Origin of the sequence: Bacillus sp. COPE52, assembly GCF_003355115.1 — a bacterium.
GTDB lineage: Bacteria > Bacillota > Bacilli > Bacillales > Bacillaceae_G > Bacillus_A > Bacillus_A toyonensis.
The window spans coordinates 950,509-975,117 of record NZ_CP031292.1 but is presented as its reverse complement, the minus strand read 5'-3'; the positions used below and the strand labels follow the sequence as shown (position 1 = coordinate 975,117).

The window sequence follows — 24,609 nt, the reverse complement described above, 5'->3', positions numbered from 1 at the left end:
TTTGTCATGTACTTTCTTTCAATGTTTTCGGAAGGTAAATTGTAAAAATAGCTCCCCCATTTTTCTCGTTTTGAATTTCAATCGTTCCTTCTAGTAGATCTACTATTTCTTTCACATTTGCTAGTCCGTAACCACGATCATTTCCTTTCGTTGAAAATCCTTTTTGAAAAATGGTCGTGATTTTTTCTGCCGGTACTCCTATCCCGCTATCTATCACTTCAAATACAATATCGTGCCCAATATCCGTAACGAAGAAGGAAACACTCTTTTCCTCTCGTTCACTTACCGCATCAAACGCATTATCGATTATGTTTCCAAGAATCGTAATGAGGTGTGAAACTTTTATATGATCTGGTAACGGATGAAGCGCACTATCTCCTTCAATATGAAAATCGATTTTCTTCTCAGACGCTGTTCCGAGTTTTCCTAATAAAATAGCTTGTACTTTCGCATCGTGAATTTGATGAAATAAAATATGATTTTGGCTTTGATGAATAGTAGATTCTTGCTGAATGAATTCAATTGCTTCTTTGTAATGCCCTAACTGCAATAAGCCGGATAAGACGAAGAGCTTATTTGTAAATTCATGCGTTTGAGCACGTAAGTCCTCTGAATACTTTCTCACCTCAGATATTGTGTTCACAAGGTTTTGCAGTTCTGTTTTATCTCTAAAACTACATACAACTCCTACCGTACTGTTGTTTTCAAGTATCGGTGTCATGTTTAAAATAAACACTTTATCTTGAAATGCGATTTCTTGATCGGTTTCTAGCACTCTTTCCATATTAAAATCCGGTAAAACTTTTGAAATGTGTTGCTGCATATAATCATCATTTACATGAAGCATTTCTTCTGCCGAGGTGTTCATCATCGTAATAAAACCGTTTTGATCAATGGCGATGATTCCTTCTTTTATAGATAGTAGTATCGCACTTCGTTCCCGGTATAACGCTGCGATTTCATTTGGCTCTAAACCGAGTGTATCTTTACGAATGCTACGTGCTAAAAGAATGCCACCAACAATTCCGGCTAATAATACCGCTAAGGAAAAGAGGATAATTTCTTTCGTTCTGCTCAATATGTTAGATTCAATACCTTGTATTAAAAACTCTACTGTCACAACGCCTACAACTTGATCGTAGTCTCCGTTCTGAACAATAATCGGTGCTTTCGCCATTAAAGCCGGGCCATTTACACCATTTCCTTCGAGCGTATAATAACCACCAAAAGTGAGTGCTTCATAGTTATATGGATTGTTACTCTTTGTACCAATCAACTCCGAATTAGAATGGGAATACATAAACCCATAGCGATCTTCCACAATTACATAATCCGCACCAGCTTGCTCACGAACTTGTTCCGCAATGGATTGAATGCTACTTTTATGTTCGTTATATTGAAAAGCATCTTTTATAGCTGGCATAAAAGAAAGAGATTTAGCCGTTTGCAGTGCTAGCTGTTCCACTTGACGTTTCGTATCAACGGACTGAATGTAAACAAATATTCCTGCTAATAGGAGAACGACAAATAAAATTAACGTAATAATTAAGCTTACTATTTTCGTTTGCAATGATACTTTGCGTGATTTCTTCATATTTCATATCCTTTGATAAAATATTCAAAACTATCAATCTCCTTTTTCTATTATTATGACAAAACTGAAAATGAAGCAACTATTAAAAATATCCATGTACATAAAGTACAAAAAGAATAAAATTGTCATAATATTGAGATTACAAATAAAGAACAGTACAATTCAAATACAATGAACACGCTTTCATATATACCTTTTATTACTAAGCAAGAGGAGGAATTAGTATGGCTCAAGCAAAATCTAACCGAGTCGCCGGCAATATCTTTAAAGGTTCTGTCGGCAATTTAATTGAATGGTACGACTGGTACGTTTACTCTGCTTTTGCTGTTTATTTTTCAGCAGAGTTCTTTCCTAAAGGTGATCCAACGAGTCAATTACTGAACACAGCAGCTATTTTCGCAGTTGGATTTTTAATGCGCCCTATCGGAAGTTTATTAATGGGACGTTATGCGGATCGGCACGGACGCCGGGCAGCATTAACGCTTTCGATTACGGTTATGGCCGGTGGTTCTTTAATTATCGCCTGTACACCTAGTTACGAAAGTATCGGTATTATGGCACCAATTATTTTAGTTCTTGCTCGTTTACTTCAAGGATTATCACTTGGCGGAGAGTACGGAACTTCCGCAACGTATTTATCTGAAATGGCTAGTAGTGGTCGCCGTGGTTTTTATTCAAGCTTCCAATATGTAACGCTCGTTGCTGGGCAAATGGTTGCGTTAGGTGTTCAAATTGTTCTTCAGCAATTACTAAGCGAACCAGATATGAAAGCTTGGGGATGGCGTATTCCATTCATTATTGGGGCGATGGGCGCAGTAGCTGTATTATGGCTTCGCCGCACGATGGATGAATCAGAGCAATTCTCAAACATAAAATCGCAAAAACGCGAAAGCGCAGGAACCATTAGCGCTCTTATGAAACATCCGAAAGCAGTATTAACAGTAGTCGGCCTAACACTCGGAGGCACTGTTGCATTCTATACGTACACAACATATTTACAAAAGTTCATGGTAAACACAGTCGGCCTTCCGAAAGAAGTTGTAAGCTGGATTAACTTTGTCGCACTACTTATTTTCGTCGTACTTCAACCGATTGCGGGGCTATTATCCGATAAAATTGGACGCCGCCCACTATTAATGGCTTTCGGCATTCTCGGAACATTACTAACAGCACCGATCTTCTTCTTCATGGAAAAAACGACAGAACCAATCGTAGCATTTTTACTCATGATGGTCGGTCTCATTATCGTTACTGGTTACACATCGATTAACGCAATTGTAAAAGCAGAACTCTTCCCAACTGAAATTCGCGCACTCGGCGTAGGTTTACCATATGCACTAACCGTTGCGATATTCGGCGGAACAGCTGAGTTCATCGCATTATGGCTAAAGAGTATCGGAATGGAATCACTCTTCTACTTCTACGTAGCTGGATGTATCGCGATCAGCTTTATTACGTATTGGCGTATGGATGAGTCATCGAAGACTTCGCAGATTGAGGCGGAGCTTGGTGGTGGGATAAACTAGCTAATAATAAGTCTAGTTAAAATTATGTATTCTATAATCTTCGTTTATCTGAACTCGATTTGCTTTATCTAAAAAAGCATAATTCATTCATATATAATTTAAAAACCTCTACTTATATGTAGAGGTTTTTGTATGACGAAAAAACATGTAGTTCCATTGTTATTTTACAAACCCAAAATTCTCCCTCCGCATTAAAGTGGAACAAATTTATTACTTAGAGTGTCTAATAAGTGTATTTCTAATTTGAAAGTAAAAGTTGACTTTCCACCAATTCCCCTAATATCCTCAAAATACACAACAAAAGTATACATTCAAGACATTGAAAATAAAGAGGTCAAAGATATGAAGTAAACCCTCAAACTTCATTGTTCCGAACGGAACTATATTCTGTTCCTATCTACTCCTCTCATAATTAAGTATGAGAATTATTCATTTTAACTATTGAATTTAATAAAAAATCCTCTATGAATGATAATTCATAGAGGATAACATAACACACAATTATCAATATTTTTATTTATCTTCTATAGTTTTAAGATAATTATCTAAAAACTTTTTATCAATTTCATTATCGGGAGTAATACCAAGATATTTGTATTTCCATATTATCTCCCTTTTTGTAAGATTATGTTCAGGGGATAACACATCTGTATAATCATATTCTATTTTGAATTTTCCTGAATCATGTAGAATTAATGTTAAGTTTGTCCATAATTCTTGTTCATTTTTCTTAAATTCTTCACGTAATTTCTCTAATACGTCATATAGTTCGAATAATAAGTCATCATAAATCTCCTCATCTACATCATATACTTTTGGAATATTATTCGAATAAATAAAACCATCTTTTTTAGGAGTAGTAAAGAAGAAGTACGCTTCTGTTGAATCCTCTAATAATTCAGCATATAGATAAATTTCGTTCCATTCCCCTGGTATAATTTCATCTATTTTTGTACCTATTTCTTGATAAACTATTTCCATTTTTTCAGTTTCCATACTTATCCTCCAGATTGATTTTTTATCCTAATTTTTTTAATTTCTGCATTAATCTCATAAGCTATTTTAAATTGAGAAGGTCTTATACTATCATCCGAATATATAGGCTCTATTTTTACTTTCACCGTTTTTCCATCCGCTAAAGCTTGCGACCACTTTTGTTCAAGACTATACCATTTACCTCCAGAACGATTTATTTGTGAATTCATTGCCACCAAATTATCAATATCACCAGATCCCTCAAACATACTTGCGATTAAATGACCTCCATCATCATCTTTTAATCTATCATTTCTTCCATTCGGTCCATTTTGTCCAGCTTTTCGTTGTGCATAAGGATTTCTTTTAGCATCTCCTATTATTAATTCTCCTTCTACACTAGTAATTCGCCTCTCACTATCAGTTTTATATGTATGACCTGATGGTGATTTATACTCTACATCTGGTGCAAGTACTTTTCTGCGTTTAACTCTTTCATAATGAGCTCCATATTATACTTTAGCGGATAAAAGCGTATCCTTTGCTTGATTAAACTCAGGTATATTAAACCTGGATTGTCCACCACTTCCGCCAGCAAAAGCAAATTGGTCTTTCAATGGTATTTGATTCGAAACGGAAGAGATACCTTCTAGACTTTTGCTAGATTCGCGCCTTCACCGAGTGTAGTTATTTTCCCTACTCAGCCTATCCCTTTATCCCCAATCCATCCTATCTCAACTTCCATAAAAATACTTGTTCCCCATTTTGCACGACTTTCTGCATCACCATGCCAAAAATCATTCACAAATGAATTAGAAAAAGTATTATACGCAGTAGATGCTGTCTCTAGGGGATGACCTATAGCATACTTAATATTTTCTTTTGTTACTGTATCATCTAGTGAATTGAATCCTTCTACAATCCCTCCGATAACTTGCCCAGAACCAGCGTATATACCGTCCCAAACTTTTCGAAGCATAGATTTTTCAGGGGGGGTATCATACATTGTACCTTCTTCGATATTATCATCTGATAAATTGCTATTTACAAAATTGTCCGCTTCGTGTGCCTTAGCTTCTGTCATTTTTTGAATGGAAGTCGTCCAGTCCATATTCAACCCCTGTGTACTAAATGTACCACTTACGGGACTAAACCCTTTCCCACTTTGAACTTCCGCAAGACCTGCAGCAATGCTAGTTGCTAATTGAATTGCTGTACTATAATTATTACTAGAGGTCTGATTGAATTGATACAAATGATCCGGCTTTTCTTGCAGTTTTTGCCTCATAACAATAAAAAGATTTACCATGGCATCCATACCCGGGATTGGCATAGCTTGATTAACAGCTTCCATACTTGTTTTCATTCGGTCAATTTCTCGAATTTGTTCTAATATCTCGTGTTCAATTACATCTCCCTGAGCTACCTGTGATTGAAATTGACTTGGAAAGGCATTGTTTTGTCGGATTAGCTCTTCACATAAGTAAATGATTCCTTGCGCTAAAGGACGAAAGGTTTATACAAAAAATGCTTTTGCACTGCTATATGTTTGCCCTTGTAAAACAACCACTAAGAACTACTAAACATAAAACAAATAAAATTGTATTTTTAAAAATTTTCAACATCATTCTCCTTTCTATTCACAATAAAAAATTCACCACTAAACTTATAAAACAACTATAATAAGGGGTAGCATCAACATAGACTTATATTCTCTATAAAACCTGCTATAATAGGTTTTTACACCCTTAGCATACAATTTTTCACTTTCGGTAATGTGCCCCCTATTTGAAGGGTAATTGAAATATTAATACCAACTGATAGAGGTGTTTATGTGGAATTATTTGAGTATTATAAAAAGAAAGGGAAGTTTAAATTTTTTATTGGAATTGGTGTTTTTATTTTGGCACTATGTGCTGTATATGAAAAGTGGGGACATATTAATTGGGGACAGGTTATTTTTATTGTTATAGTTTCGTTTGTTTTTTTAGGAATTGGTTTTTTGCAATTAAGAAAAGGGAAGTTATTAGAAAAAAATATTGTTAAAAATAGTATAACACTTTGGGATACTAATACTTTTGTATTATTAGAATTACCAGAAGGTAATAAACATTTTGGATTATATACTCCTGATGGAGCTTATGTAGCAGGAACAAAGCTAATTTCAACTGATATGATGACAGTATCTTCTTTAAAAAATAAACACGTTGTTGGATTGGAAGCAAGTGATGGAGAAATTCTTGCATACTTTCATAGTGAAGTTGAAAATTATGATTGGGCTATTTATGATTCGAATTATAATTGTGTAGGTATGTTTAAAGAAAATATGATACAAGGATTTGGAATGGTACGTGGTTCTTTGATGAATGAAAAAGAGATAAAAATTTCTGAGATAGAAGTGGAATTTGATTTTTTCGAAACGTCTTTTCGTACAATGGATGATCGTATATTAATAAACTGCAAGAGGGGATATATGCCTTTAGAATGGAGTGAAAGATTTGGCTTAAATGTACCTATTATTAAATTAGGTAATAATATTTCTAATACTGAAAAAATATTTGGTTTAGGTATTCTTCTTTATATTTTAGAAACAATTAAAGTAAGAAAAAGTAGGATTTTTAATGATTAGAATTAAATATTTACATTATAAAATTTATTGAATCTTTTATTAGGGATTACATCGCTGAAAGTAAAATATTGTATACTTCTGAATTACTTTACGTTCACTTCTTGAAATTGATGAGCATTTGTTATGCCAGAACCAACTGGAAATGGAAACGGCAAGCGAGTATACTCCGCTTGCCGTTTTTTCATAGCTTCGTATGTATTTGAATTCCTTTCGCTTTCTCTTCTTCACCCTTCACACGTACAATTAAATCATATGATCCGGATTTTGGCGCTTCAAAAGAAAGCAAACCTTCTTTTTGAGAAGTGACTTCTTCTTCATAAATGACCTTATCGTCTTTTGTGACTTGCAATAAAATCGTACCTTCTTCAACTGCTGCCTCATAAGGAATTTCCACATTTCCTTTTTCAGCTTTAAGCGTTTGTACATCGTAATACCCCTGCAAAGAACCAATTGTTAAAGTCGTTTCGCCATTTTTTTGAACCTTTGTGACTTTTGTTGCTGTATTACATGCGCTTAACAATACAACAAGAGTGAAAATAAGAAATGAACGAAGCAATTTCATAGAGAGTCCCCTTCCTTTAAATATATATGTATTAACATTCATCCATTAACTATTTCAAAAACACTAACAGCTTAAAAGAATCACCGTTTTTCTTCAACTTCTTTTTTAAATAATTTTTGAAACTCTAATTCTGTTTCATTAATAAAACCAAGATGTAAAACACTAGAAATATCTTCATGATTCAAAAAGAAATTATACTCCGAAGAAATATTACCATGAGGAAAATAACAACACACATAATCCCATGTTCTTTTTGTTTCAGAATCCATCTGTTTTCTTCCATAAACCATTAATGGATGTTCCCAATCTTTAAACATTACAACAGAACCTATTGGAAGTAATTCTAACTCTAAATTTTGTACCATCTTAGTTTCCCCTTCTTAAAATAGCCTTTTTTATAATGAAATAAGTGACAGAAAACAACAAACAAGTACCAATTGTACCAAAAACTGCAACCGAAATGTTACCTGCTAATGTTTCATTTGGATCCAATGCATTAGGTAAAATTGTACCAAAAATTGCAATACAAGCTAATATAATCATAAGATATTTAAAATTTTTCACTTTTTTATTCATACTAATTATCTCCTTTATTCCTTAACACTAACTTCTAAACCAAATCCCCATAAACCTACACCAGGACCAAATGGTGCATGGAATTTGAATCCACTTTTTCCAGCTTCAAAAGATCCCCCGAGTGTTCCAAGCGATGCAGATCCCCCAATTTGTAACTTTTTATCCATAAATGGAATAGGAATTTTTATAGCACTCTCATATTTTACTAGAGTAGCTTCAGCTCCTATATGTAAATTTCCATTTTCCACATGAGCACCTAACTCTGCAGAAGCAAGCGCTACTTTAGCTTCAGCTCCAGCTCCAAAAACAATATCCTCTTGTTCTATTCCAGCTTGAGCTACTGTAAACCCAACTTTAGGTCCATAAGTTTGTTCCCTCTTTTCTTTATCTTTTACATTAAATTGATCATAAGTACGAGAACTTACAAATGGCTCTGCTTCAAGTGTAAGACCTTTAATAAATATACCACCATATCCCTTTTCCTCAGTAAATGATTTTTCATACTTTTTACCATTTATTATACTACCAATTCCTTTTACAACTACTCCAGTAACTGTTGCTACTCCATTAGCTGTTTCCTCAGCTGTTTCCTTTACCTCTTTTGAATCCATCAAAAACCAATCATTTTTAACAGCTTCTTTTTCAATTTGAACAGCATGAACTTTATCTTCTGATTTTTTTTGAATAGCTACTGTCCATTCCATATTTAATTCTTTCACACTAAATATCCCTGTTAAAGCATTAAAACCTTTTCCACTTTGGACTTCCGCAAGACCTGCAGCAATACTCGCTGCTAATTGAATTGCTGTACTATAATTATTACTAGAGGTCTGATTGAATTGATACAAATGATCCAGCTTTTCTTGCAGTTTTTTCCTCATAACAATAAAAAGATTTACCATGGCATCCATACCCGGAATTGGCATAGCTTGATTGACAGCTTCCATACTTGTTTTCATTCGGTCAATTTCTCGAATTTGTTCTAACACTTCTTGTTCAATAACATCAGTTGAAGCTACCTGTGATTGAAATTGACTTGGAAAGGCATTATTCTGACGGATTAGTTCTTCACATAAGTAAATAATTCCTTGTGCTAGAGGACGAAAAGTTTGTACAAAAAATGATTTTGCACTGCTATACGTTTGCCCTTGTAACACAGTATCAATTGCAAAAGCATCAATCGACTGAATCGCTTGTTCCATACCTTGAATGGTGGCCGTACATACAGCATTCATACTTTGAGTTTGGTTCTGTACTTCTCCCAAATACATATTTAAACTCATGAATTAGCCTCCTTTACTAATTGTTGTTGCTGATATGAAAGGGCGTTTTCTAAATCACTAAGATCTCGTTTCTCTTTAAACAATGTTTCTTTTTTGTTTTCCAATTCAAATGTGACTTTTCGTTCAATATGTTGTGCATCTTGATACGTATTCATAAAAAACTGGGACATTTCTCTATCACCATGCCAAGTTCCTAAAATTCGTTCAAACAAACGACGATTTCGACTCCTACATTCATAAAAATCTGCTTCCGCTTGTTCCTGAGCTTGAATCGCGAATTGATTTCGGTCCTGTTCTTCAAATACATTTCGTAACTTTAGATTTAACTCTTTAATTTTATTTTCAATATCTCGACCCATCTTTTTCCTCCTACTATTTTACTTTACGTAGGTTGTCACATCAGCGAAAAGTATTGTGAAGTTCGTTATCCATTCTCTCAAATTCTTTAGCTACCGAATGAATATTATCAACCGCTTGCTGGAAGGCAGCGGAAAATTGTTTCGTCAAGTCTAAAACTTGCTGATTCGCTTCTTGTGATTTGAAATTAACAGACAACGTTGTACGCGCCGCCTTTGTTATAGAACGACTGGTTGCACTTTGAATCCTATCAGAGGCTGATCCCATTTTCGTAGCAATTTGCGTTGCTGTTTGTAAATTACTTTGAAATTGTCCCATTCTTTCAAACCCTTTCTATAAGTTTTCCAAACGCATCAAAGAAATCTCATTAAATATATATCCCTATCAATCGCTCGCTAGGCATGCAATTAAATGAGCCATACAATATAAGCTGTATGGCTCATTTGAAATGCTTGTTATATAGAGCATGATAATTTTTATTTCAAACCGAAATTACGTGATAATTCTTCATCATGAGAAGCAACAGCCTCTGCAGTTTTATTAAGCTGCATATTAATTTCTTGTAATAGCTGTGCAAAGTTTTGTACCTTTGGCTTTAATTGATTGAACTGTTGGTCAAAACCTTCAAAAGCACGTCCTTCCCATTCTCCTCTTAATTCATTTTGTAAGTTTTGTAGTTGACTTAAAATGTCCTCAATTTGATTTGCACCTTGTCCATATCGAGCCGCTTTCGATTTAAGCTCCTCTGGTGACATACGAATTTGTCCAGCCATTTTCATTTCCCCTTTAATACATAATAAGCAAAATATATATTGGTTAATTTTACTAAACATATTATAATCTATTATTCTGAACTTTTAAACGTTTTATCTTTCTATTGAATATTAGAATATGAATATTCAATTCTAATCATTAAATATCCTACTTTTTCTTGCTTTACAAGATTTTATAAAAAAATACCATCAAAAGGCAGTCTCTCAAAACTCAATCCCATCCCGCGCTCCACTACTTTCTCATACAAATAATTCGCAACGATAATATCTACTACAGCCAAACCAATTGATTTGAAAATAGTAATCTCTTCATCATTTTCGTGACCAGCTTTTCCCTCCTTATAATTCAACCAATTTCGGCGTGGAGATTGCTAGTTTTATCAAAATTTGAAAATCACCTGTTTCTAGATCCTATTCAATTAAGCTATCCTATAAATGCCTCTTCTTCCTCATCTATAAAACCTACAAATATAATTCCTTCAATATCCTCATGATTAAATACACATGTATAATCAGGATCAATATATCCTTCTGGATAAAAACAGCCAATTTAGTCATACATAACAGGTTCTTCAACCATAAGTAGTTGGTTTCTCCCGTAAATTACAACCTTTTTTGTCCCTCCTATTTTTTCTATCCTTTAACCAACTATAAGAAGAATGCGATTATATACTTGAAATGCAACAAATTCTCTTTAAAAGCCTATACGTATTTTCCTTCCATCTTCTATATGCTTCCGTAAATAATAATACTTATGGAGTTCTATAATCATATAAAACAAACCAAACGAAAACACTGTGCATGCACACATAAATACAATCGCACCCATCTGTTGTGTTGCAATGCTAAGAATTATATTAGCAATTAACTGCCCCAATCCCGCTGCAATAGCTGCTACTTTTACACCACCAGTTCCTTTCGATGATTTTGATTTTTTTCTTGGTTCCTGAAGTTTTTCAATATGGTTTTTATAAAAATGATACAAAGCAAAACTATACAAACCAACTGAAATAATAAAATAGATAGGAGTTTGTAATTGTAACACTTCATAGGCATATTTTTGAGTTATAACCAATAATCCGACTGAACATATGGTGCCATATACTCCTCGAAATAGAGTGTATTGTAATTGTCGTTTCCGAGGATTGATAGCAATCCATATCGCCCACAAATTTAAGAAAATAACTGGAGGAGTTACTATATATACATAGAGTAATCGAAAAGGATTCGCAAAAGCAGGCAAAAGAACAAACACATCTGCCCCCAAAAGGACAAGACCAATTACGTGGACTCTTATTTCATTTACAGGATAAAGAGCCATATAATGTGCAAAAGCTTTCTTATTAAAATCTATACTTTTTTTCATATTAATTAAACCACCCCGCTACTGTTGACCAAGTTTTTTTCATTTCCCCTTTAATACATAATGAGTAAAACATAAATTGGTTGATTTTACCGAATGCATCATAAGATTTTATTATGAATTTTCAAAATGCTAATCTTCTATTGAATATTAGCATATAATCAATTCTAATCATGAAACATTCTACTTTTTCTCGCTTTGATTATTTCTAAAATACTGAAAATAACCCCTAAATCAAATATTTTTCAGCGTTAGAGATATTATTCCCAAATTTAATAATAGGTGCATTTAATCCAAATCTTTCATTCCATTAATTAATCTTAATACCCAATCACACTTTAAATATATTAAGAACGGAATATACAATCTAACATGTCATTAAAAAAGCTTATGCAGGTTATACATAAGCTTTTTTACTCATGATTAGATATTTTTCAAATGCTACACCTTAAAGCAAGTCTTAAAACGATTAAATATAATAGCCAGGATTTTCATCCATTTTAATTAAAAATTCTTCTAAAGAATCCGCTATTTTCTCATCCTCATAGTAAATAGGACATTGACTTAATTCATTTTCCTCTTTAAATTTAATGGTTAAAAAGTTAAGTTCTGTTACTTCAAAAAACACTAATGATTCTTCATCATCTACACCATCTAGGTTTGGATTATATTCATAAATATCTTGCCTTAAACGGAAATCTGCAACTAAAATCAGGTCCATAAATCTGTTGAAAAACGTTCTTTTATCAGACTTTAAAAACCCACAACCTATTTCTTGATAAAAGCGTTTCAGTTCTTTTGGAAGTTCCATTTGTAATAAGCTTTCTGCCTCATCTATCTCATCTTGATATATAGGATAGAAAATAGTTTTTTGTTTAGAACGAACACTTCTGTCTGCTACAACATATTCTTTTAAAAAATTAAACATAATTTTTAATACCCCCTATTAAAGAAGAGCTGTTTTCAATGCTTCCTCAAGCATTGTGTTGCAATCATTATATGTATTCATCACTGTACCAGATGGTTTATCAAGTTCTAAATAAGTACCATCAGATAAGTTTTTACAGAACCATGCTATATTGGAATCTCCAAGGAAAAGATACTTTTTTTGAAATTCATTTTCATACCAAATCTCATTGGTTTCTATAAGCCCGCAAATTGATTCGTCCCTTTCTGTATCTAACAAATAAGAGTCAACTCCATAAAGTACTAGCCCGTTAAAATCTAATCCATTTACAGTTTTAAGAAACTCCTCATATTCACTCGGTAGATCAACATTAAAACTCTTTTTCATGCGTTCTCTTAATTTCTTAACTTCACTATCTGTTGCTGGTGTATTCAGTTTATCATTAAAACTTTTCTCTATTTTTTCAATTTCTAAAATCAGATTTTTCCACATATAAATTTCACCATTGCTTCAGCTTGAATCAGTTCAAAAATTTCTTTTTCATTTCCCACATAATTGTTTAACATTCTTAGAATTCCTAAAACCTTTGCATCCATGTCACTAACTCCTATCAATTGTTTTAGGACTTTCTTTTACATGTTTGCTTCTGAATCCCATACCTCTATAAATTCAAAACCTTTTAAATCACTTTCTAACACTGTATTTCTAAATTCATCTGATACAAAAACGGAAGGAATATGTAATATTTCATTTAAGTAAACTTTAAATATTGTTTGGTTCTTAACCATATTAGGTAAGAATGCGTATTTTTTGAAATCTATTACTAAGCCAGAACGTAGTTTCTTTAGTATAGCTTTCTCATAGTCAATAGAATCTAGTGCATTTAAAATATTAATTATATAATACACTTCTCCGGTCACATCATGAATTAGGGGAAGAAATTCTACATTATCACCAAGTATAGACTCTAAGAATTTTTTAGCTTTCCCACTAACCATTGGTGTACCAACTTCTCCCCAAAAATGAGGCAAATTACTTTGATTTCCTTCTTCTACACATTTAATACGTATTTCTCCCCATGAATCAGATGCTTTTACTGCCGAGTCAATTTTTCCTTCAAAATACTTTTTAGAATCTTCTAAGTTCAATAGTTGAAAGGATTCATAGTCATCAAATGAACTCTTTAATTCCCAAATTTTCATTTTTACTCTCCTTTGTTATTTTTCTATTATAAGATTACTCTTTCTTCGGTTTATTTAATTTTAATTCACCATTCAATAAACGCTCTCTTATATCATGTAAGGCGTCAACAGCATCTTCTTGAGTACCGCCCCGTTTCTTAACAAGACTTAATACTCTCTACTTTAAGTATGTACTCTGAACTATGCTTCCCTATGTGTAAGACCTCAGTAGTCACGTATTCATTAACTTTATAAGGTAAAAATACTCCATTGGCCGCCGAATCATGGTCTATCCCAAATTCCTTTAATAATTTTTGTGCCTTTTCTGCCCTACTATCGTTCCAAGGTGTTAGATGATGTGCTGCATTAGAATATGGGGGTGGTTCAATCCCTGCATCTTTTCCCCCATGCTTCAATCGCTTTTTCTGCGTTATGAATCCCTCCAAAACCAGGATGTAGTAGCAGCGGAATCCCAACAGCTTGACCACCACCAATATGGTGATGGACTAATTTAGTTCCACGTAATCCGGTAAAATCATATTGTAGAAATTCCCCTCTAAATCATTAAGGATTTAGAGGGGAATTTCCCTATCACATAAGTAATATCATTTCTTATTAAATTTACTGTGTATCAGTTCAAAGAATTTATTTGCACCAAGTGAAATTGCGCCAATAATAAGAACACCAATAATAAAATAAATCTTTTTAAATAAGTTGTAAGGAGATAAAATAGCAACTACAAGAAGTATTATAATTGCAAGGAATGTGACTAATTTCCCGACTTTAAATGCTTGCATATCAGCTTTCCTCCTTCTGGATAAAAACAGCCAATATAGTCATACATCACAGGTTCTTTAACCATAAGTTTTGGTTCCCTTCCATAAATCACAATACTTAAAATTCAATAAACCTCTTTAAAAGGTTTCATGTGTTCTACCTCCACCTTCTATATGCTTCCTTAAATAATAATACCTATGGAGTTCCATAATGAAATGAAACAACATAAACGAAAGCATGGAGTATACACACATTAATACAATTGCTACCATCTTTTGTGTTGCAAAACCAAGACTGATATTAGCAATGAGTTGACCCAATCCTACAAAAGCCACTACTCCGAAACCAGAGTTTTTTTTCGATGACTTTGATTTTTTGATTGGTTCCTGAAGTTTTTTAATATGATTTTTATAATAATAATTCAAAGCAAAAATATACAAACCAACCGAAAAAATAAAATAGATGGGAGTTTGTAACCCTAACATTCCATATGCAAACTTTTGGGTTATAACTAATAATCCTACTGAACATACAATGCCAAATACCCCACGAAATAGAGTGTATTGTAATTGCCGCTTCCTAGGATTTATAACAATCCATATTGCCCATACATTTAAAAAAGCAACTGGAGGAACTATTATGTACATATATATCGGTTGAACAGGATTCGCAAAAGCAGGCAAAAGCACAAATATATCTGCTATCCCAATCACAAGAGTAATTATAGTCGATCTTATATCATTTACAGCATAAAGAGCCATATAATATTCAAAAACTTTTTTATTAAAATCTGTATTTTTTTTCATGTTAATTAAACCACCCCGCTACTGTTGACCAAGTTTTTTTCGCACCCGTTTTCACCATATCTTTAATACTATTATCTTCACCCTCACCATCTAAATCAACATCTCATTGTACACCTTTTGTGAAATATTATTCCCTACTCGAAAAGGAGATCAACCCACTAATAAGATCTAGGCTTATCAAAAATTTCAAAAAGCCAAAGATTTTGCTGGTATCGAATCTATTGGGACTCACACCATGCGCAAAACCTTCGGCTATTGGTTCTATAAACAAACAAAAGATTTCGCTATGTTGTAAGAAATACTCAATCATAGCACCTCATAAATTACACTTAAAATATATTGGTATCAATAAGGAAGAAAAAGATAATATCTGAGTTACATTTCAAATTTAAAAAATAAAAAGGGCATATCCCTTTCAGAATTGCCCTTTACCTTAAAAGTATATGTCAGCTTATTATTTATTTCTTTTCACAAAATGATGAATCCCTTCAAAGATTACTTCTTTTAAAGCTTCTGGATAATCCGAATAGCCTTCTTTTTCCATAATTATCTCCAACACTTCCCTTAAATTCCCATCAAGTATTATAGTAACTCCTGGCGTTAGTTCACCAGTTTCTTCATTTTTAAATGTTTCTTTTATCATAACTACTTTATTTTCTTCCATGACCTAATCCTCTCTAACTAAATAGTTTTTATTCTCATCTTCCCAATATCTATATTCATAGGGTACTTGTTCATCAAATCGCTGTAAATAACCTCTCCAGTTATTCGGAATATATTCTTCAAAAGATATTGATTCCGGATAATTAGAATAAAAAATTAAACGCTCAAAGTCTATTAGGAAACATGGATTATAATCATAATAGGCTTCTTCTCTATTAGTTCTTAGTTCCCTTAAAAATTCTAACCTAATATCTTCTGTAAATCTTTTATATTTTTCTATTCTTTCTAAAAAGTTAGCTATTGTAGTCTCATTTAAAATACTAATGCCTTTTCTTTCCTCTGGATATTCACTAGGAGAATATCCAGCTTGATTATAATCTAAATACCATAAATCCGATTCAGTTATATACCAATTGAGCTTATTTTTATATTTTACACCTACTATAATATTTTCGGCGTATAAAGGCTTAATCATTTAACACGCTCTCCTCTCTTACTTAATAAGTTTAGCATTCCGTCCGTATTCTACCAACCACCGACTAATGGGGTCAGGTAATTCGTATGCAACACCTTCAAATCCATATTTATCAAAAATACCCTTGTCAACAATCTTAGGAGCTGTTCTACCTTGGTTAAGTGGATTAGTTTTATAACCCTTCTGAGAAATCGCATTTTCTCTAATTAAATCATCTAAATACTGTGGTACATCAAATTCCACAATATATGAGTCTGCTCGTTTATTTTTGAAATATGTAGAGTGATCTTTTCCAGTAGATACATTTAAATTATGATCTGCCCTCCATTTACTATTTAAAGAGAGTGTACCATCATCATTAACTAAAATTAACTCTTTACTATCACCACCTTGAACCCTACGATAAGTAACGTTTTCTTCTCCTACACTAGTTCCGCTGACTTTCTTATTAACTTCACTTGTACCTTTAGCTTCATTTAAATATTAGAATATTATCAATTCTAATCATTAAATATTCTACTTCTTCTCGCTTTAATTGTTTCTAAAACATAGAAAAGAATCCCTAGATCAAATATCTTTTCAGCGTTAGAGATATTATTTCCGAATGTAATAATAGGTGCATTTAATCCAAATCTTTCATTCCATAGCAGCAAATGTTCCGTCGATGTGAGAAAGAGCATACACAGCGCCCTCAACACTATCTATTGGATGTAAAATTGTGTTTAATATTCCTTTAAGTTCATCTAACACCGCTTCATTTTGCCCTTTTTTGTAGTTATGATATTGCCCGATAATAGGAGTATTTTCTATCTGGCGAATAAATTTTTCGTACAACTGATCCATCGCTTCTACGTTATTTTCAACAGTATCTTTAAGTTTATCAAACAACGTTTCTTCTATGTTCTTCGTTTACCTGAACTCGATTTTCTTTATCTAAAAAAGCATAATTCATTAATATACAATTTAAAAACCTCTACTTATATGTAGAGGTTTTTGTATGACGAAAAAACACGTAGTTCCATTGTTATTTTACAAACCCCAAATTCTTCCTCATCTTAAAGTGGAACAAATTTATCACTTAGAGTGTCTAATAAGTGTATTTCTAATATGAGTTGTCCAAATTGGATACAACATATCCCGTTTGACATCTATTTTTATGTATTACAAAAAAATGAAAGGACTTATTATCCCAAAAAGTGAAAAATATACATCGTAATACTACTGTTAAGTATTACAAGTTTAATACTTTCACAGGTGAACCATTACAAGTGAAAACAAAAAAGAAACAACCCAAACCGTGAATTATCAATCATATAAAGTGAAACTTTAATCAGCCCTCACCAATCGGGCTACCCGTTAATGCGGGATAAACGTTTTGGATGTTATTTAACCTGTGAGATTTTAGCTGCAGTAGTATTGTTCCCCTATGCCATCTTTAATTGCATTGGTATTTAGAATACCTAGACAAAATCCATATATTCTTGAAAGAGGTTGAAAATTTATGTTCATTTTAAACAAGTTCTTTAACATTTTACATTACAAAAAGATTGTGCCTGTAGTATTACTTTCATGTGTATCACTTATAGGCTGTTCCAATAGTAACACTCAATCTGAATCACCTAAACAAACGAATCAAGCTAATCAAATTAAACAAGAAAATACAGGTAATCAATCTTTTGCTAAACTTGAAAAAGAATATGATGCTAAGCTTGGTATTTATGCACTGGACACAGGTACGAATCAAACTGTTGCTTATCATTCAGATGATCGTTTTGCATTTGCATCTACATCTAAATCATTAGCTGTGGGCGCTCTTTTACGCAAGAACTCATTAGAAGCTCTTGATCAAAGGATTACGTATACTCATGAAGATCTTTCTAATTATAATCCAATTACTGAAAAGCATGTTGATACAGGCATGACGTTAAAAGAACTTGCAGATGCTTCAGTTCGATATAGTGACAGCACAGCACATAATTTGATTCTTAAACAGTTAGGAGGGCCCTCTGCATTTGAAAAAATCTTGAGAGAAATGGGAGATACTGTTACTACCTCAGAACGATTTGAACCTGAATTAAATGAAGTGCATCCAGGAGAAACACATGATACCAGTACACCAGAAGCGATAGCTAAGACACTTCAATCATTTACATTAGGAACTGCACTTCCAATAGAAAAACGTGAACTATTAGTAGATTGGATGAAGAGAAATACAACTGGAGATAAATTGATTCGTGCGGGCGTACCAAAAGGATGGGAAGTAGCTGATAAAACAGGCGCGGGATCTTACGGAACAAGAAATGATATCGCAATTATTTGGCCACCAAATAAAAAACCGATTGTTCTTGCTATACTTTCTAATCATGATAAAGAGGATGCTAAATACGATGATAAACTTATTGCAGACGCAACCAAAGTCGTATTAAATACCTTAAAAGCTACGGAATAAAGGATAATAGATTAAAAGTTTTCTATTTTAGGCGGGCGTTTTTATCAACTAAAAATTTAATAGTATCCCAAAAACGAAATGTAGTGCTAACTTGTAATAAAAAGCTCATTTTTACGTTCTGGGGTGGTTCTATTTTCTTAAGGTGATGGCGATTTGGTGCTATCCCTAAAACATCTGGACTTTAATAGCCAACTAAAAAATGCAAACAAAAAGACCTTTAATCAGTCGTTTTGTTTGCATTTCCTTTTTCTAAAACCACAGAAAAGATAAGTGCTATAGTTAACACCATAATAAATCTTACTTCACTTCCATCACTTACAAAAAATGAATACAAAGTATACATTAAAATTAATATTCCATAAATAATTTTGTGCAATGTACTCCCTCCTTTTTGCCGTATATATTTTAGTATAAAAGTTTGATTCAAGTCCTATATCCAAATGAAAATCACCTGTTATATACACAAAATACTTTTCTCTTGTTAATTTATCTATTTTCACTATATTTATCTATTTTCTTTTTATAACTCAAACTTCTTCGAATCGTACTTTTCTAGAGTTTGCTGCAATTCATTTTGTGCATATGGAATATGTTGATCTGTCTGTACATCTTCAACATTTTCTCCACCTGTTAATAATCTCCTGTACTTAAAAGAGTGCCCTGTTAATACTGTTGTAATCATTTTGTATTGCCCTCCTTTTGTTTGATTACTTGTATCATAAAACAAGTATCTGAAGTTGATATGTAGTTTACCTAGAGTGTATGTAAATTTAAAAAATCTCTAATAAAATGTTTATGTTGTAACGTTACCACCAAAACTAGCGCTTCCAACACCATGATTTGAAGAGACAGTAACCCATATTCTAGCTTGAATTCCCGCTACAGTTCTATATTAAGTAAAACCAGTTGATCCCTATAATATAAAAAGAGCATCACTTTTTGGATGCTCTTCGTTATAACTATATATTATTTAATTTCCTTCTTTTGCTGGTACCATTTTTCCTTCTTGAGAGTCTGTACCCTCTGTTCTTTCAACAGTTTTTGCATGTTCTAGTTTTTCATGGGCTCCCATTTCAAATCCAGGTTGAGAATCTGTACCTTCTTTTGTTGGTACCATTTTTCCTTCTTGAGAACCTGTACCTTCTGTTCTTTCAACAGTTTTTGCGTCTCCTTTAGGAGTTGCTGGCACTGCATCTTTAGGTAAATCAAAGTTTTGTGAGAAAGACGTTGTTCCATCTGCACTCTGTGTAATTACTTGATTTGAACTATTTTCATTTGACTTTAAATTGTCCATTTTCACATCATCTGCACCTACTGCACCTCCCGCTACCAATCCTGTACTTAAAAGTGCTCCTGCTAATAGTGTTTTAATCATTTTTCATTACCTCCTGTTTATTTGTAATATTCATCAAAAAAGTATCTAGAGTTAATGTTTTAGTCATTATCTTTATCTACTTGCTTTTTGATTACATTTAGCATAAGACAAGAATCTATAGTTGATATGGAACGTATCTGGAGATTATGTAAAGAAAAATAGATGATCAATTGTATATTCTAATGGATGCTTAGACAAGATTGAAACTTTATATGATTTTGAACAATTGAGTTCCCCTTTGTTTTTGGGTGTGAGATTTTTAGCTGGAGTGGAGTGAGGGACTAATCTTTTCTAATTTGAAAGCAAACTTTTTATTATTAGTTTACTTTCATATTTTCAACTCTTTTATTTTTCTATAATAAAAATAAAAGAGTAATCGCAAAGACTACTCTTGTTTCTTTTCCTTCTCTTCTTTCTCAATTTCAGATACTGATTTTTCAGGATTTTTTATAAGTTTTCCTAATTTCCCAGAACGCGTAAATTTGTCTTCAAAGTTTTCAGTTGTACTTATACTAGCTATAAAATCTAATTCTTTATTATGATTTATATAGCCTTTTATATGAGGAACTCCCATTGGACTTATCTTATTTTCTGTAAATGTAATAGATTTTACATCTTGAATATTATAGTGAATATACTTTTCTACTCGGTCTTTTTGTTCATTCCAAAATTTACCTTCTTTTTCTTTTTGTTTTAAATATTCAATAGTAAAATACCCTCCTGCTATGAGCATCACAGCAGATACAACTAAAATCATTACTTTCTTCATTGGAAATTCTCCTTATAAAAAACACTTACCAATGTATTCTTCTAAAAAATGGGATAGAAAAGAAAAGAGTAGTGCAAAGACTACTCTTGTTTCTTTTCCTTCTCTTCTTTTTCAATTTCAGATACCGACTTTTCAGGGTCTTTTATAAGTTTTCCAAGTTCTCCAGAACGTGTGAAATCATCTTCAAAATTTTCTGTAGTACTAATATAAGCTATAAAATCCAATTCTTCATTATTATTTATATAACCTTTTAATCTGGGAACACCCATTGGACTTACACTGTGTTCTTTAAATGTAATCGATTTTACATCTTGAATATTGTAATGAATATACTTTTCTACTCGTGCCTCTTGTGCCTTCCAAAACTTTTCTTCTTTTTCTTTTTGTTTTAAGTATTCCATAGTAAAATATCCTCCTGCTATGATCACCACAGCAGATACAATCAAAATGACTATTTTCTTCATGGAAAATCCCCTTATAAAAAACTTACCAATGCATTCTTCTTAAAATGAGACGGAGAAGAAAATAGTAGTACAAAGACTACTCTTGTTTTTTTTCTTTCTCTTCTTTTTCAATTTCAGATACCGACTTTTCAGGATCTTTTATAAGTTTCCCCAGTTCTCCAGAACGTCCAAAATGATCTTCAAAATTCTCTGTGGTACTAATACTTGCTACAAACCACAATTCTTGATCACCATTTATATATCCTTCTATAGTAGGGATTCCCATCGGATTCACCTCATGTTTTGTAAACATAATAGATTTCACATCTTTAATATTGTAATGAATATATTTTTCTACTCTTGTTTCTTGTATTTTCCAAAACTTTTCTTCTATTTCTTTTTGTTTTAAGTATTCCATTGTAAAATACCCTCCTGCTATAATACAAATAATGGATATGAAAATTATCAACTTCTTCTTCATAGGAAATCCCCTTATATTTCAATATAGTTAAAATATACCATGAAATGAGTTGAAACATATGAGTGAATTTACAAAGAATACAATTGCGACAGATGAAGATTTTTTCAAACTATCAAGTGATGTTTATAACGATAAATTTTTATACAAAGGAGCCGAAATAAAAGGAGTAGGGGGTAAAAAATGGATAGTTATAGAATCAATAGATGCAGATTGCCAAAAAGTAAAAAATGGATTAGAAGCTATCGCGGTAGTACCAGCAAACAAATATGATGAAAATGCAACACATTATGATGAGATAATCCTAGCATTTCGTGGGACAGAGCCTAACCAATTAGCAGATTTCGAAACAGATATCGATCAGATTACGTTTGGAATTAAAACACATTCTAAAGTAATTACTCCAAGTAACAGTCAAACTATAAAACCTGATTCTGAAACATCATTTAATACTGGATTAAAATGGGCAAAAAATGACATCGTAGCAAAATATAACCCTTCTTCTCTTCATACCACTGGACATAGTAAAGGTGGTGCAGAAGCAGACCTTATCGCTGCAGAATTAGATTGTTATGCAACTACATGGGCTGCACCGAATCCCTATGGTGTACTAAGTCCTGAAGCAAAAAAACGAGTAAATGAAGGGAAAATGGAAAATAAAGCAACTGATTATACACATGAAAATGACCCGATTGGTAACCACACTCAATTTGGTGCACCTCTAATTGGTAAGCAATACACAGTGAGACAGAACGATACAAAACAAGGACTTTTTACACGTTTAACTATGGACGGACACGGCAGAGATACATTTAAGGGATCCTTTCATTCAAATGGAAGCCCCATATTAAAATTAGAACCTGAAGATATTATAAAACAAGCAAAAAAAATTCAAACACTCAGCAATCGATTATCAGATATCGCAAAAAATATAGAAGAGTTTCAAAGAAACGAAGCTGAAGCAGTTCAAAAGTTAAAAAATCAATTAAAACATGAAACAGGGCCAGGTGGAAGATATCATTTATTAGAAAAACACGAAGTAGATGAAGCCATCTCACAAATTGCTAAAATTAGAAAAGGTGGAAATGACTATTTTCATGACGCAAACCTAGCAGAAGAATTAATCCATCTTTTAAAAAAAGAACAAAAGAGTTTAAGCCGATTCGGAGATGATATTAGTGATGCAGCAAATTCACTAAGAGATAAAGACAACCAATTAGCATCAAATTTTCAAATTAAATAAGGGGATAATTATATGATCGATTTTATGGGAGAAATTAAAAAGATAGAAAAACAAATCGAAAATGCTGCAGGAGCTGCAGGAGATTTAGCAAATCAGGTTGTTGATGAATTACAAGCTGCTAAAAAACAAATTGAAAAAGAAATGCAGCGTATGATGTTAAAAACAGAGGTAGAGTTTAAATCAATAGATATTATAAAAGAAGATACATATGCTCTTCAAAAAAACATAGGGATATTTCACGATTTACAAACAAATACAAGAGATATAGCATCAGAACTAGAGAAAAGTTTCGAAAGTAAAACTGGTAGTAAAATAAATGAAACATTAAAAAAATATGAAAAACAAATTAACAACAAAGTTTTTAATGAGCATGTTCACTTGGCAAACAGTTGCGGAAAAAAATAAGGGAAATAGAAAAAAAGTCCTCTTAATACAGGACTCTTTTTTTGTTATTCCTGAATGTAAACTTTTAAATAATTAGTTTACTTTCATTACCGCTAAATCATTGACTCTTCACTAAATAACCTGAAACCCTCAATTCACGAAACAAAAGTATACATTCAAAACACTACAAATAAAAGAGTCTAAAATCCGTGAACAAAAAACCACATCTCATTGATGTCCAATCCATCCTAACCCAAATTCCATAAAAATATTTGTTCCCCACTTTGTACCACTTTCTAAATCACCATGCCAAACATCATTCATAAATGAATCTGAAAAAGTATTATACATAGTATATGCTGTCTCTAAGGGATGACCTATAGCATACTTAATATTTTCTTTTGTTACTGTATCGTCTAATGAATCAAACCCTTCTACAATACCTCCAATAACTTGCCCAGAACCAACGTATATACCATCCCAAATTTTTCTGAGCATAGATTTTTCAAAGGGTTTATCAAACATTGTACTATCTTCTATATGATCACCTGATAAATTGCTATTTACAAAATTGTCCTCTTTACGTGTTATCTCTTCTCCAATCGCCTGAATAGAAGTTGTCCACTCCATATTCAACCCTTGCGTACTAAATGTACCACTTGCAGGGCTAAAGCCTTTTCCACTTTGAACTTCCGCCAAACCCGTCGCAATGCTAGCGGCTAGTTGGAGTGCCGTATCATAATTACTACTAGAAGTATAATTAAATTCATATAGATGTTCTAATTTTTCTTGCAGTTTTTTCCTCATGACAGTAAAAAGATTCGCCATAGCGTCCATACCCGGGATTGGCATAGCTTGATTGATGGCTTCCATACTTGTTTTCATTCGGTCAATTCCTAGAATTTGTTCTAATAATTCTTGTTCAATAACATCTGTAGAAGCGACTTGTGATTGAAATTGAATTGGAAAGGCATTATTCTTCTTTTTCTTGCTTTACAATATTTTATGCAAAAAAGGCCAA

At 32.8% G+C, this 24,609-nt stretch carries 30 protein-coding genes and 9 pseudogenes; 6 read left to right on the top strand and 33 right to left on the bottom strand.

Annotated features, from left to right (window positions below):
* Nucleotides 1-4: 4 nt before the first annotated feature.
* Nucleotides 5-1,594: an ATP-binding protein gene (locus DPQ31_RS04855; protein ID WP_208731614.1), complete on the bottom strand. Its 1,590-nt coding sequence runs from the start codon at nucleotides 1,592-1,594 to the stop codon at nucleotides 5-7.
* A 224-nt stretch (nucleotides 1,595-1,818) separates the two neighbouring features.
* Between DPQ31_RS04855 and DPQ31_RS04850 the strand changes: the two genes are divergently transcribed.
* Nucleotides 1,819-3,120, top strand: coding sequence for an MFS transporter (locus DPQ31_RS04850; protein WP_208731613.1), 1,302 nt, complete (start codon nucleotides 1,819-1,821; stop codon nucleotides 3,118-3,120).
* A gap of 513 nt (nucleotides 3,121-3,633) precedes the next feature.
* Here DPQ31_RS04850 and DPQ31_RS04845 read toward each other — a convergent pair.
* The 3 genes and pseudogenes from DPQ31_RS04845 to DPQ31_RS04840 form a co-directional block, all read right to left on the bottom strand.
* Nucleotides 3,634-4,116 carry an antitoxin YezG family protein gene (locus tag DPQ31_RS04845; RefSeq protein ID WP_208731612.1) on the bottom strand — a complete coding sequence of 161 codons (483 nt, stop codon included), beginning with the start codon at nucleotides 4,114-4,116 and terminating at the stop codon, nucleotides 3,634-3,636.
* Nucleotides 4,117-4,118: 2 nt separating this feature from the next.
* On the bottom strand, nucleotides 4,119-4,502 hold the full coding sequence (locus tag DPQ31_RS29245) for a DNA/RNA non-specific endonuclease (RefSeq protein ID WP_261797520.1): 384 nt from the start codon (nucleotides 4,500-4,502) through the stop codon (nucleotides 4,119-4,121).
* Between the two features lie 120 nt (nucleotides 4,503-4,622).
* Nucleotides 4,623-5,659, bottom strand: a pseudogene (locus tag DPQ31_RS04840) (cytoplasmic protein); the annotation flags it as partial.
* A 270-nt stretch (nucleotides 5,660-5,929) separates the two neighbouring features.
* Here DPQ31_RS04840 and DPQ31_RS04835 point away from each other — a divergent pair.
* A complete protein-coding gene (locus DPQ31_RS04835) occupies nucleotides 5,930-6,724 on the top strand; it encodes a hypothetical protein (protein ID WP_000418489.1) in 795 nt (264 codons plus the stop codon).
* Between the two features lie 181 nt (nucleotides 6,725-6,905).
* Here DPQ31_RS04835 and DPQ31_RS04830 read toward each other — a convergent pair whose 3' ends face one another.
* The 18 genes and pseudogenes from DPQ31_RS04830 to DPQ31_RS04745 form a co-directional block, all read right to left on the bottom strand.
* Nucleotides 6,906-7,286 carry a BA_1872 family lipoprotein gene (locus tag DPQ31_RS04830; protein ID WP_000771854.1) on the bottom strand — a complete coding sequence of 127 codons (381 nt, stop codon included), beginning with the start codon at nucleotides 7,284-7,286 and terminating at the stop codon, nucleotides 6,906-6,908.
* Nucleotides 7,287-7,366: 80 nt separating this feature from the next.
* Complete coding sequence (locus DPQ31_RS04825; RefSeq protein WP_000250499.1) at nucleotides 7,367-7,651, bottom strand: DUF4176 domain-containing protein; 285 nt, start codon at nucleotides 7,649-7,651, stop codon at nucleotides 7,367-7,369.
* 1 nt (nucleotide 7,652) lies between these two features.
* Nucleotides 7,653-7,862: a hypothetical protein gene (locus DPQ31_RS04820; RefSeq protein WP_001036918.1), complete on the bottom strand. Its 210-nt coding sequence runs from the start codon at nucleotides 7,860-7,862 to the stop codon at nucleotides 7,653-7,655.
* 14 nt (nucleotides 7,863-7,876) lie between these two features.
* A complete protein-coding gene (locus DPQ31_RS04815) occupies nucleotides 7,877-9,145 on the bottom strand; it encodes a T7SS effector LXG polymorphic toxin (protein ID WP_208731611.1) in 1,269 nt (422 codons plus the stop codon).
* Nucleotides 9,142-9,504: a DUF3958 family protein gene (locus DPQ31_RS04810; RefSeq protein WP_044783270.1), complete on the bottom strand. Its 363-nt coding sequence runs from the start codon at nucleotides 9,502-9,504 to the stop codon at nucleotides 9,142-9,144. Before DPQ31_RS04810 ends, DPQ31_RS04815 begins: the two co-directional genes overlap by 4 nt.
* 40 nt (nucleotides 9,505-9,544) lie before the next feature.
* Nucleotides 9,545-9,820 (bottom strand): TIGR04197 family type VII secretion effector, encoded by a 276-nt coding sequence (locus DPQ31_RS04805; protein ID WP_000529664.1) that lies wholly within the window; start codon nucleotides 9,818-9,820, stop codon nucleotides 9,545-9,547.
* 158 nt (nucleotides 9,821-9,978) lie between these two features.
* The gene (locus tag DPQ31_RS04800; protein WP_000918591.1) at nucleotides 9,979-10,275 is read right to left on the bottom strand and encodes a WXG100 family type VII secretion target; all 297 of its coding nucleotides are present in this window, start codon (nucleotides 10,273-10,275) and stop codon (nucleotides 9,979-9,981) included.
* Nucleotides 10,276-10,448: 173 nt separating this feature from the next.
* A pseudogene (locus DPQ31_RS04795) lies at nucleotides 10,449-10,654 on the bottom strand (hypothetical protein); the annotation flags it as partial.
* Between the two features lie 45 nt (nucleotides 10,655-10,699).
* A pseudogene (locus DPQ31_RS04790) lies at nucleotides 10,700-10,912 on the bottom strand (DUF4176 domain-containing protein).
* Between the two features lie 57 nt (nucleotides 10,913-10,969).
* Complete coding sequence (locus tag DPQ31_RS04785; protein ID WP_208731610.1) at nucleotides 10,970-11,641, bottom strand: hypothetical protein; 672 nt, start codon at nucleotides 11,639-11,641, stop codon at nucleotides 10,970-10,972.
* A gap of 466 nt (nucleotides 11,642-12,107) precedes the next feature.
* The gene (locus tag DPQ31_RS04780) at nucleotides 12,108-12,566 is read right to left on the bottom strand and encodes an SMI1/KNR4 family protein (protein ID WP_208731609.1); all 459 of its coding nucleotides are present in this window, start codon (nucleotides 12,564-12,566) and stop codon (nucleotides 12,108-12,110) included.
* An 18-nt stretch (nucleotides 12,567-12,584) separates the two neighbouring features.
* Nucleotides 12,585-13,037, bottom strand: a complete 453-nt coding sequence (locus tag DPQ31_RS04775; RefSeq protein WP_208731608.1) for a YrhA family protein — start codon at nucleotides 13,035-13,037, stop codon at nucleotides 12,585-12,587.
* A gap of 140 nt (nucleotides 13,038-13,177) precedes the next feature.
* On the bottom strand, nucleotides 13,178-13,747 hold the full coding sequence (locus DPQ31_RS04770) for an imm11 family protein (RefSeq protein ID WP_208731607.1): 570 nt from the start codon (nucleotides 13,745-13,747) through the stop codon (nucleotides 13,178-13,180).
* A gap of 34 nt (nucleotides 13,748-13,781) precedes the next feature.
* Nucleotides 13,782-14,142 (bottom strand): annotated as a pseudogene (locus DPQ31_RS04765) (AHH domain-containing protein).
* A pseudogene (locus DPQ31_RS29240) lies at nucleotides 14,111-14,224 on the bottom strand (hypothetical protein); the annotation flags it as partial. The pseudogenes DPQ31_RS29240 and DPQ31_RS04765, both read right to left, overlap by 32 nt.
* A 107-nt stretch (nucleotides 14,225-14,331) precedes the next feature.
* Nucleotides 14,332-14,523 carry a hypothetical protein gene (locus DPQ31_RS04755; RefSeq protein WP_016107925.1) on the bottom strand — a complete coding sequence of 64 codons (192 nt, stop codon included), beginning with the start codon at nucleotides 14,521-14,523 and terminating at the stop codon, nucleotides 14,332-14,334.
* Nucleotides 14,524-14,534: 11 nt separating this feature from the next.
* Nucleotides 14,535-14,627 (bottom strand): annotated as a pseudogene (locus DPQ31_RS04750) (DUF4176 domain-containing protein); the annotation flags it as partial.
* Nucleotides 14,628-14,640: 13 nt separating this feature from the next.
* Nucleotides 14,641-15,309 carry a hypothetical protein gene (locus tag DPQ31_RS04745; RefSeq protein WP_000742400.1) on the bottom strand — a complete coding sequence of 223 codons (669 nt, stop codon included), beginning with the start codon at nucleotides 15,307-15,309 and terminating at the stop codon, nucleotides 14,641-14,643.
* 127 nt (nucleotides 15,310-15,436) lie between these two features.
* On the opposite strand from DPQ31_RS04745, the pseudogene DPQ31_RS04740 reads away from it, so the two are divergent.
* Nucleotides 15,437-15,683, top strand: a pseudogene (locus DPQ31_RS04740) (tyrosine-type recombinase/integrase); the annotation flags it as partial.
* 80 nt (nucleotides 15,684-15,763) lie between these two features.
* On the opposite strand, the gene DPQ31_RS04735 reads toward DPQ31_RS04740, so the two are convergent.
* From DPQ31_RS04735 to DPQ31_RS04720, 4 genes and pseudogenes are all read right to left on the bottom strand, one after another.
* Nucleotides 15,764-15,973 carry a hypothetical protein gene (locus tag DPQ31_RS04735; protein WP_000392187.1) on the bottom strand — a complete coding sequence of 70 codons (210 nt, stop codon included), beginning with the start codon at nucleotides 15,971-15,973 and terminating at the stop codon, nucleotides 15,764-15,766.
* 3 nt (nucleotides 15,974-15,976) lie between these two features.
* Nucleotides 15,977-16,447, bottom strand: coding sequence for a hypothetical protein (locus tag DPQ31_RS04730; protein WP_000595046.1), 471 nt, complete (start codon nucleotides 16,445-16,447; stop codon nucleotides 15,977-15,979).
* An 18-nt stretch (nucleotides 16,448-16,465) separates the two neighbouring features.
* Nucleotides 16,466-16,690, bottom strand: a complete 225-nt coding sequence (locus DPQ31_RS29235) for a hypothetical protein (protein WP_228546506.1) — start codon at nucleotides 16,688-16,690, stop codon at nucleotides 16,466-16,468.
* A 396-nt stretch (nucleotides 16,691-17,086) separates the two neighbouring features.
* Nucleotides 17,087-17,356, bottom strand: a pseudogene (locus DPQ31_RS04720) (hypothetical protein); the annotation flags it as partial.
* 592 nt (nucleotides 17,357-17,948) lie between these two features.
* Between DPQ31_RS04720 and blaIII the strand changes: the two are divergent.
* A complete protein-coding gene (gene blaIII, locus DPQ31_RS04715) occupies nucleotides 17,949-18,896 on the top strand; it encodes a class A beta-lactamase BlaIII (RefSeq protein ID WP_208731606.1) in 948 nt (315 codons plus the stop codon).
* A 217-nt stretch (nucleotides 18,897-19,113) separates the two neighbouring features.
* Here the strand turns inward: blaIII and DPQ31_RS04710 are convergent, their stop codons facing one another.
* The 6 genes from DPQ31_RS04710 to DPQ31_RS04685 form a co-directional block, all read right to left on the bottom strand.
* Nucleotides 19,114-19,272: a hypothetical protein gene (locus DPQ31_RS04710; RefSeq protein WP_176548846.1), complete on the bottom strand. Its 159-nt coding sequence runs from the start codon at nucleotides 19,270-19,272 to the stop codon at nucleotides 19,114-19,116.
* Nucleotides 19,273-19,416: 144 nt separating this feature from the next.
* Nucleotides 19,417-19,578: a hypothetical protein gene (locus DPQ31_RS04705; protein WP_208731605.1), complete on the bottom strand. Its 162-nt coding sequence runs from the start codon at nucleotides 19,576-19,578 to the stop codon at nucleotides 19,417-19,419.
* A gap of 288 nt (nucleotides 19,579-19,866) precedes the next feature.
* Nucleotides 19,867-20,271 carry an alpha-ketoglutarate permease gene (locus DPQ31_RS04700; RefSeq protein ID WP_208731604.1) on the bottom strand — a complete coding sequence of 135 codons (405 nt, stop codon included), beginning with the start codon at nucleotides 20,269-20,271 and terminating at the stop codon, nucleotides 19,867-19,869.
* Between the two features lie 385 nt (nucleotides 20,272-20,656).
* On the bottom strand, nucleotides 20,657-21,040 hold the full coding sequence (locus tag DPQ31_RS04695) for a DUF1433 domain-containing protein (protein ID WP_208731603.1): 384 nt from the start codon (nucleotides 21,038-21,040) through the stop codon (nucleotides 20,657-20,659).
* Nucleotides 21,041-21,120: 80 nt separating this feature from the next.
* Complete coding sequence (locus DPQ31_RS04690) at nucleotides 21,121-21,504, bottom strand: DUF1433 domain-containing protein (protein ID WP_208731602.1); 384 nt, start codon at nucleotides 21,502-21,504, stop codon at nucleotides 21,121-21,123.
* 76 nt (nucleotides 21,505-21,580) lie between these two features.
* Complete coding sequence (locus DPQ31_RS04685) at nucleotides 21,581-21,964, bottom strand: DUF1433 domain-containing protein (RefSeq protein ID WP_208731601.1); 384 nt, start codon at nucleotides 21,962-21,964, stop codon at nucleotides 21,581-21,583.
* A gap of 58 nt (nucleotides 21,965-22,022) precedes the next feature.
* Here DPQ31_RS04685 and DPQ31_RS04680 point away from each other — a divergent pair, with 58 nt between their 5' ends.
* The gene (locus DPQ31_RS04680; RefSeq protein WP_208731600.1) at nucleotides 22,023-23,204 is read left to right on the top strand and encodes an alpha/beta hydrolase family protein; all 1,182 of its coding nucleotides are present in this window, start codon (nucleotides 22,023-22,025) and stop codon (nucleotides 23,202-23,204) included.
* A 12-nt stretch (nucleotides 23,205-23,216) separates the two neighbouring features.
* On the top strand, nucleotides 23,217-23,609 hold the full coding sequence (locus DPQ31_RS04675; protein WP_208731599.1) for a hypothetical protein: 393 nt from the start codon (nucleotides 23,217-23,219) through the stop codon (nucleotides 23,607-23,609).
* 216 nt (nucleotides 23,610-23,825) lie between these two features.
* On the opposite strand, the pseudogene DPQ31_RS04670 reads toward DPQ31_RS04675, so the two are convergent.
* A pseudogene (locus DPQ31_RS04670) lies at nucleotides 23,826-24,572 on the bottom strand (hypothetical protein); the annotation flags it as partial.
* Nucleotides 24,573-24,609 lie beyond the last annotated feature (37 nt).